The organism is Aureimonas sp. ME7 (genome assembly GCF_903970965.1).
Taxonomy (GTDB): domain Bacteria; phylum Pseudomonadota; class Alphaproteobacteria; order Rhizobiales; family Rhizobiaceae; genus Aureimonas.
Map to the genome: position 1 here is coordinate 1 of NZ_CAJCKW010000042.1, position 1,212 is coordinate 1,212.

Below are 1,212 nucleotides of genomic sequence, written 5' to 3' on the forward strand. Positions count from 1 at the left end.
GGATGCCCAGATGGGACAGAAGAAGCACAAGCCCGAAGAGATCGTCGCCAAGCTTCGGCAGGTGGACGTGTTGCGCTCGCAGGGCCGCCCGGTGGCGGAGGCGATCCGCACGATCAGCGTGACGGCGTTCACGTATTACCGTTGGCGCAAGGAGTTCGGCGGACTGAAGTCCGATCAGGTCAAACGGCTGAAGGACCTCGAGAAGGAGAACGAACGCCTTCGCAAGGCCGTGTTGGACCTGACGCTGGAGAAGCTGATCCTGAAGGAGGCCGCATTGGGAAACTGGTGAGCCCCGCCCGGCGGCGGCGCTGCATCGACCACACCGTACGGATGTTCGGGGTGTCGGAGCGGCTGGCGTGTCGGGTTCTGGGGCAGCATCGGTCAACGCAGCGCAAGGCGCCCAAGGGGCGAGCCGACGATGCAGCGCTGACGGCCAACATCATCGAACTGGCAACACGCTACGGGCGCCATGGGTACCGTCGGATCGCCGCCCTGCTGCGGGATGCCGGTTGGCTCGTGAACGTGAAGCGCGTCGAGCGCATCTGGCGGCAGGAAGGGCTGAAGGTGCCGACCAGACAGCCCAAGAAGGGTCGGCTCTGGTTGAACGACGGGTCCTGCGTTCGACTCCGGCCCGAGCATCCCAATCATGTCTGGTCCTATGACTTCGTCGAGGGCCGAACCCACAACGGGCGCAAGTTCCGCATGCTCAATCTGATCGATGAGTTCACCCGCGAATGCCTTGCCATACGGATCGACCGGAAGCTCAAATCCACCGACGTCATCGACGTGCTGTCGGATCTGTTCATCCTGCGCAGCGTGCCGGGACACATACGCTCCGACAACGGTCCCGAGTTCATCGCCAAGGCGGTGCGCGACTGGATCACAGCCGTCGGGGCAAGAACTGCGTTTATCGAGCCGGGCAGCCCATGGGAGAATGGGTACTGCGAGAGCTTTAACTCCAAGCTTCGCGACGAACTCCTGAACGGCGAAATCTTCTACAGCCTCGCCGAAGCCCGGATCGTCATCGAGGGCTGGCGCCAACACTACAATACCCGGAGACCACACTCCTCGCTCGGCTACCGTCCACCCGCTCCAGCCGCCGTGCCGTGGCCGGCTGCGCCACCCCAACCCGCTTCGCCGGCCACCTCAGACGTCGCCGACAAGCCAACCATGCATTAGAGTTCAACCGGGCCACCTGATGGGGGCAGGCCA

General features: G+C 63.7%; 1 protein-coding gene. It reads left to right on the top strand.

The genetic code is table 11. The features are described from left to right. Positions 1 to 10 precede the first annotated feature (10 nt). A protein-coding gene (locus tag H7A85_RS20625; RefSeq protein ID WP_182422412.1) for an IS3 family transposase occupies positions 11 to 1,179 on the top strand; the annotation gives its coding sequence in 2 pieces (ribosomal slippage) (positions 11 to 275 and positions 275 to 1,179; 1,170 coding nt in all). Positions 1,180 to 1,212 lie beyond the last annotated feature (33 nt).